The organism is Natrialba sp. SSL1 (genome assembly GCF_001861355.1).
In the GTDB taxonomy this organism is placed as follows: Archaea; Halobacteriota; Halobacteria; order Halobacteriales; family Natrialbaceae; genus Natrialba.
This window is the reverse complement of the sequence record NZ_MASN01000026.1, coordinates 1-5735: the sequence shown is the minus strand read 5'-3', so window position 1 is coordinate 5735 and position 5735 is coordinate 1. Positions and strand designations below refer to the sequence as shown.

General features: G+C 55.3%; 5 protein-coding genes and 2 pseudogenes. 3 read left to right on the top strand and 4 right to left on the bottom strand.

All coding sequences use genetic code 11. From position 1 onward, the window contains the following. Positions 1 to 889 (top strand): RNA-guided endonuclease InsQ/TnpB family protein (locus BBD46_RS06715; protein WP_071400963.1); only part of this gene is annotated, 889 nt, incomplete at its 5' end. Positions 890 to 1137: 248 nt separating this feature from the next. Here BBD46_RS06715 and BBD46_RS06710 read toward each other — a convergent pair. After that, positions 1138 to 1617, bottom strand: a pseudogene (locus tag BBD46_RS06710) (hypothetical protein); the annotation flags it as partial. 234 nt (positions 1618 to 1851) lie between these two features. Next, positions 1852 to 2172: pseudogene (locus BBD46_RS06705) on the bottom strand (type II toxin-antitoxin system VapC family toxin); the annotation flags it as partial. A 209-nt stretch (positions 2173 to 2381) separates the two neighbouring features. On the opposite strand from BBD46_RS06705, the gene BBD46_RS06700 reads away from it, so the two are divergent. Together BBD46_RS06700 and BBD46_RS06695 are read left to right on the top strand one after the other, a co-directional pair. Next, positions 2382 to 3215 (top strand): type IV toxin-antitoxin system AbiEi family antitoxin domain-containing protein, encoded by an 834-nt coding sequence (locus tag BBD46_RS06700; protein WP_071400961.1) that lies wholly within the window; start codon positions 2382 to 2384, stop codon positions 3213 to 3215. Further along, positions 3212 to 4012 (top strand): nucleotidyl transferase AbiEii/AbiGii toxin family protein, encoded by an 801-nt coding sequence (locus BBD46_RS06695; RefSeq protein ID WP_071400960.1) that lies wholly within the window; start codon positions 3212 to 3214, stop codon positions 4010 to 4012. The genes BBD46_RS06700 and BBD46_RS06695 overlap by 4 nt, the downstream gene beginning before the upstream one ends. Before the next feature lie 261 nt (positions 4013 to 4273). On the opposite strand, the gene BBD46_RS06690 is transcribed toward BBD46_RS06695, so the two are convergent. Beyond that, entirely contained in the window at positions 4274 to 5110 is an 837-nt protein-coding gene (locus tag BBD46_RS06690; protein WP_071400959.1) for a hypothetical protein, read from the bottom strand. 209 nt (positions 5111 to 5319) lie between these two features. Next, positions 5320 to 5735 (bottom strand): hypothetical protein (locus BBD46_RS22930; RefSeq protein WP_071400958.1); only part of this gene is annotated, 416 nt, incomplete at its 5' end.

Sequence of the window (5735 nt, the reverse complement as noted above, 5' to 3'; positions counted from 1 at the left end):
CTTCGAACTCAAAAACACGAGTGGCCGAACTGTGCTTTCTCTTTCCAAAATCGGCAATATTCCGATAGTCTACCACCGCGACGTTCCCGACGATGCCACGGTCAAGGAGGTTGTTGTCAAGCAGGAACCGACCGGCGAGTGGTTCGCCGTGCTCGGAATAGAAACCGAGAACGACGCACCGCCGAAGCCCAAGAAACTCGAGGACTGTGTCGGGATCGACGTGGGTATCAAGAAGTACGCTCACGACACCGACGGTACGGCCGTCGAACGTCCCGACCTCTCGGACGAACGCGACCGGCTGGAACGCGAGCAACGGAAACTCTCACGCAAAGAGCACGGATCGGCGAACTACCGCAAGCAACAGCGTACCGTCGCCAAACGTCACGCCGATCTGCAACGGAAGCGGCAGGACTTCTTACACAAGCTCTCGAACTACTACGCTCGAGAGTACGACCTTGTGGCCGTCGAAGACCTCGACGCCAAGGGGTTGATGGAACTCCCGTCGAACAGCCGCAACCGTGCCGGGGCGGCGTGGGGGACTTTCCTCCGAATGCTCGAGTACAAGTGCGAACGCGAAGGCACCCACTTCGTAGCTGTCGATCCGGCCGGGACGACCAAAGAATGTGCGGCCTGTGGTGTCGAGACCGACAAGCCGCTGTGGGTCCGCGAACACTCCTGTCCTTCCTGTGGCTTCACGGCGGACAGAGACTGGAACGCGGCCTACAACATCTTGGTACGCGGCCTGAAGGAAGTAGGGACGGGCTGTCCCGAATCAACGCCTGCGGAGACTGCGCTCCCTACGGGAACCGATTCGGTTCCTGCAAAGCGCGTCGTGGAAACAGGAAGCCCCACCCTCAAGGAGCGAACGGCGCAAGCCGTGAGCGAGTAGGGTGGGGAGGAAGTCACTTGCAAAGCACAGTATCCGGGGACAGATGTTGTCTTCAGAACCACCTTCGATCCTTGTCCTTCATTGTGACCACCGACGACCACTCGAGGAATACACCAACCGCTACCCAACCCTCGTACACCCGCATGCATTCTTTGAATTAGTTTTCCTAGAGAGTCAAACAGCCCCTCTCGAGGCGTCCTGTAACCCACTGTCCCCGGTCACCCGAGGACACCAACTGTCACCGGCTCTTATTCTTCACCTCCCGTTTCACCAGGGATCGCAGCGTCGGTGGGCAGCACCAATCGTCGCTCCGTGTACTCGAGGCCGTTCTTTCGCTCTTGGCGCTTCCTCACTGCAACCCGGTGCTTCGAGAGATCCAGCATGGCATCGATCACCCGTGAGACCAATTTCTTCGCGTAACTCTCGCTGATACCCTGTTCTTGGCGTCGAATCCAGTGTTTGAAATCACTCGCTTTGACGTACTCTGCGATATCCTTACAGCCTGCTTCCCAGGGATTGTCGCCGACGCTGTCGTCGCTGCGGGCCTGCCAGAGTTTCGCCGCGAGCCGTGTCGGCAATGCACTCGTCGCCGAGCGACGCATCTCCTCGTCCATCCTGGCGAGTTGCTGAATCGGAAGCAGGTTTCCGTAGGCGAGGGAGGTCTCCCCTCGGTGGAGTGGATCCGCGCTGTCGGGCAGCCAGGTGTAGGTCTCGCTGCCATCTTTGGTCTCGAGGGCGGCGAGGCGATCGGTGAACTGATCGACTACCTGTCATTGTTCGATCGCGGCGTTGGATGCAGAACTCGTATCGTGTATTCGGCAAAACCGCGGCTGGTTAGCGCGCGCTGCTAACCAGGTCAGCAAATCGTCCACGCTGGCTTCCGTCGGTTCGAGTGACTACTGTCATAAGTAGGGACCGACGACTGGACGGAGTCGGTCCGTCAAGACTAGTTGACGTCTTGATCACTCACAACGAGAGTCTTCTGCCGTATCGGCTGGAACGACAGTGAACCCCAGCGTATGGAAATCGTCCGGATCGAATGTGAAGACATGCTCAATCTCGTATTCACGAGCGAGTGCACCGCCAAGGTGATCGAAGAACGCGATTTCTTGGTCATCGTAGTCGACGAACCGCTTGTTTGCCGCGTCGAATATGTCCTCAGTCACGGGAAGCACGTTGATCGTCTCTGAGACCCGGAGCTCCTCGAGCGTCGAGACAGCGTGGTAGTGGCTTTTCCGGTAGAGGATCACGGTTGCGAGCTCGGCAAGACCGTACCGACTCGTGAAGACCGGTCCGTATTCACTAGAATGCGAGGCGAATACCTCGACTCACCGTGGCCGATAGTAAAGAAACTAAATTGAAATTAAATATTTCTTATTATTTTTAGAATTTATGTACTCAGAGCGGCTATAGGGTTGACCCTGGCAACTGGAATACGTAACAAATACCTTTATATCTGAGGGGATTTATATTCTATGTATACTGAGCGGCTATGACCCCAATAAATGAGACAGAGACTCAAAGAAAGAGTTTGTCGACGCGCGAATCCCGAACTCTCTCTCAACTTGCAAGCGAGGGACGGCAAATCATCACTATCGATAATATCGAGAATACACTGGACACTCCCCGAAAATCAGCGAAGGACATGGCGTACTCTCTCAAAGAGAAGGGGTGGCTGGAGCGTCTCGCCCAAGGGAAGTACATGATCCTACCACTCTCTGCTGGAGAGAACGGAGTGTATACAGAACACGAGTTTGTCATTGCCTCAGCACTCGTGGATCCCATGTACGTCGGCTACTGGAGCGCGATGAATCACCACGGACTGACGGAGCAACTGTCGCGGACAGTGTATTTTGCGACGACAGAACGAGTCCAAACACGAGAGATCCATGGTGTTGAGTATCGGCCGGTGTCGGTCACTGAGCAGAAATTCTTCGGCTATCAACCGACAGCAGTCGGATCGACGCAGGTGAACATCGCCAGTATCGAAAAGACGCTCGTCGATTGTGCTGATCATCCCGAGTTTTGTGGGGGAATCGGTGAACTCGCCAAAGCAATGCAAAACGCGACGGAGAAGCGTTGTTCGTGGGAAACCGTCGTCGACTATCTCCGGCAAGTCGGGAACGGTGCTGCAACGAAACGCATCGTCTACCTCGCTGACCAACTCGACATCGATCTCCCGGAATACCGGGATCTGGTCGAGAATTTCACGACTGGATATCCACTCCTTGATCCAACTCGAGAAGCAACGGGTACTCGAGACAGCAAGTACCAACTGCGACTGAACGTGGAACCTGAGGCGTTTCTTCCAGACGACTTTGTATGATCACTGACACACGACTGAGGCAGTTAGCCAGAGAACTAGACGTTCGTCTGGGTTACGCGGAGAAGAATTACGTCAACTCGTGGATCCTGTGGGCGATTTATACCAGTTCGTATGGCGATAATTTGCTGTTCAAGGGTGGCACCGCTCTCAGCAAGCTCTACTTCCCTGAGACATGGCGATATTCAGAAGACCTCGATCTCGGTGTCGAAGGTGACTATCGGGGTAGCGAGGAGGAGCTGGAAATTGCGTTAGACGACGCAGCAAGGCGATCCGGGATCGACTTCGAGGTCACCCAGCATCGTGAACTTCGGAATGAGGGGTATCCAACTCATTACGTCGACATTGACATCCAGTATAACGCTGTACTTGGTCACAGGAATACGACGAGTTTGGACGTCATGATTGACGAGTACGTCGCATTCGATTCCGTGGAGCACACGCACCAACATGAGGATACACCTGAGTTCCTGTTGACTGCGTACAGCCTCGAGGAGATTTTTGCAGAGAAACTGCGAGCACTCTATCAGCGATCCCAAGCACGTGACTACTACGACCTCTATCGGATGATGACAGAAGCTGACGTTGATAACTCTGTTATCGTGCCAGCCTTCAGGAGGAAGTGTGAACACGATGATTTGGATATCAACCTCGAGGAAGGATTGCCGAGCGAGAAGCGTGCTGAGATTCGTGGTGGCTGGCAGAATACGCTCCCAGATCTTGTTGCTGACCTCCCCGAGTTCGATTCTGTCTACGCAACACTCGAAGAGTATATTGAATCGCTGATTGGATCCCGCTAGATTGAATCTTTCTGCTGGAGAGTGAAAGTTCGATGAGTTGGAGTCTCCAGTGACAGCTGTTGTCGTCAGGCTATCCTCCAGTCCCTGTCCTTCGTTGTGACCACCGACGACCACTCGAGGGATACACCCAACGCTACCCAACCCTCGTACACCCACGTGCATCCTGTGAGTTAGGTCTCTGAGAGAGTTACGAAGCCCCTCTCGAGGCGTCCTGTAACCCACTGTCCCCGGTCACCCGAGGACACCAACTGTCACCGGCTCTTATTCTTCACCTCCCGTTTCACCAGGGATCGCAGCGTCGGTGGGCAGCACCAATCGTCGCTCAGTGTACTCGAGACCGTTCTTTCGCTCTTGGCGCTTGCGAACGGCAACCCGGTGCTTCGAGAGATCCAACATGGCATCGATCACCCGCGAGACCAATTTCTTCGCGTAACTCTCGCTGATTCCCTGTTCTTGGCGTCGAATCCAATGTTTGAGATCGCTTGCTTTGACGTACTCTGCAATATCCTTACAGCCTGCTTCCCAGGGGTTGTCACCAACGCTGTCATCACTGCGAGCCTGCCAGAGTTTCGCCGCGAGCCGTGTCGGCAATGCACTTGTCGCTGATCGACGCATCTCTTCATCCATCCGTGCGAACTGCTGAATCGGCAGCAGATCCCCATAGGCAAGCGAGACCTCGCCACGACCAAGTGGATCCGAACTCTCGGGCAGTCGGAAGTAGGTCTCACCGTCCTCTTTGGTGAGTCGCTCGAGGCGTCCGTCGGGAACGTCGACAGCGTGTGTATCGACGGTCTCTTCACGCAGGTGGGCACCTTTCTCGAGTTCGCGTGACTGGAGTTCGGTGATGCGGTCTTTGTTCGCACTTGCCTTGTTCAGCGCGGCCTCAGCTACCTTTTCGCGGCGAGTGGACTCATCGTCGAGATCGGCGACTCGGTTTTCGAGCGTGGCTGTCCGTTCTTCGAGGCGGTCTCGGTCCTGTTCCAGTTGTTCGATACGGTCGTCTTTCTGTTCGAGTTTGGCTTCCAGTTCATCGATGCGCTCTATGAGGGACTCGAGTGTGTCTGCAAATTGTGCTCTCGTCGTGTCTGTCTTCGTCATGGATTATAGGTGACTTCGTATGGGCGGTGAGCAAGCGTTACAGCGACGCGAACAGAACAGGAGATGACTGGGCCTCGGGACTACGGTGATGTCGTTGTGAGGTCCGCTGTGTATCTCACAAGGGTGTGGGAGGATGCCCCGAAGAAACCCCGTGATACCCACACTGAGCCAGCACCTGTTCCTGTGCGTATCGGGAGGACTTCGTGGCGCTAGCCACCCCCCGAACCGTCGGAGTGATCAGTATCCTCCAGTGGTCGGTACTCGTGAGATCGTCCATCCGGCCTAAACCCCGGGACGTAGCTGAACTGCTTTCGCGGTTCACCCATGAACAACAGTGGCAGCGATCCACGCTCTTCACGAGCCGTATACTGGGTCTCGTAGGCCTCATACTCAACTGTCGGTTCGGCGACGTTCGGTGCTGGTAGTGAGCCACGATGAAGGTCATCGAGAGTGAGGACACGAACTTCCCAGTCGCGTGCGAGACGCCGAGCATCCTCGGTTAATTCACTCGTGTGACACAACACCGGCATCGCTCGACAGGTAAAGGCCATCAGACAGAGCCGATAGATCACTTCCGTGTCAATCCGGGTTGTTTCCCAGTCTTTGCACTGGGCAAGGAGCCAGT

What these genes read in the sequence shown, in the direction of transcription:
- BBD46_RS06700 (WP_071400961.1), top strand. Translation starts at nt 2,382, where the DNA reads ATGACCCCAATAAATGAGACAGAGACTCAAAGAAAGAGTTTGTCGACG.
- BBD46_RS06695 (WP_071400960.1), top strand. Translation starts at nt 3,212, where the DNA reads ATGATCACTGACACACGACTGAGGCAGTTAGCCAGAGAACTAGACGTT.
- BBD46_RS06690 (WP_071400959.1), bottom strand. Translation starts at nt 5,110, where the DNA reads ATGACGAAGACAGACACGACGAGAGCACAATTTGCAGACACACTCGAG.